The following is a 723-nucleotide window of genomic DNA, read 5'->3' as shown; positions in this document are numbered from 1 at the left end:
AGCGGTAATCGAAGTCGCCGGTCCCACCGCTGGGACTACGACTACCGCAATAACCCCGTGCGCGAGGAGCGCGACGACTATCCGTTCAGCGGGTATCACTGGCAGTACGACAGCGCCGGGCGGCTGCTGTCTCAGGACGGCACGCTGCCGGGCCGGGAGCAGTGGCGGTGGGATGCAGCGGGCAACCCGCTGGACAATATCGGGGAGAAGATAACCCACAACCGCGTCACGCAACTGAACGGCATCCGCTGGCGCTATGACATTCACGGCCGCACGGTGGAGAAGGACGACGGCCGGACCCGCTGGCACTACCGCTACGACGGCGAGCACCGTCTGACGGAGGCCATCAGCCAGCCGCGCGACCGTAACAGACCACAGGTGGCGGTCAGCTTTCGCTACGATCCGCTCGGCCGCCGCATCAGCAAGACCCGCCGCCGGACGCTGGCAGGGCAGCCGTACGGCAAAACGGTCACCACCCGCTTTGTCTGGGAGGGATTCCGGCTGCTGCAGGAGATCCGGGATGAGGTCCCGCTGACCTACGTTTACAGCGACCAGGCTAGTCATGAGCCGCTGGCACGTATTGACGGCGTGAATGCCCCGGACATCTTCTGGTTTCATATCCAGCCCAACGGCACGCCGGAGCGCCACACTGATGCCAAAGGCCGGGTGTGCTGGGAAGCACAGAACAGTGCCTGGGGCAAGCTGCTGAGTGAAAGAGAGGTG

General features: G+C 64.7%; 1 protein-coding gene. It reads left to right on the top strand.

Annotated features, from left to right (window positions below; genetic code table 11):
• The coding region (locus FN633_RS00730; protein WP_208673897.1) for an RHS domain-containing protein at nt 1–723 on the top strand (723 nt) is incomplete at both ends.

This window comes from Pseudescherichia vulneris (assembly GCF_902164725.1).
GTDB lineage: Bacteria > Pseudomonadota > Gammaproteobacteria > Enterobacterales > Enterobacteriaceae > Pseudescherichia > Pseudescherichia vulneris.
Note: the sequence above shows the minus strand (reverse complement) of the source record. Positions and strands in the feature narration are given on the sequence as shown.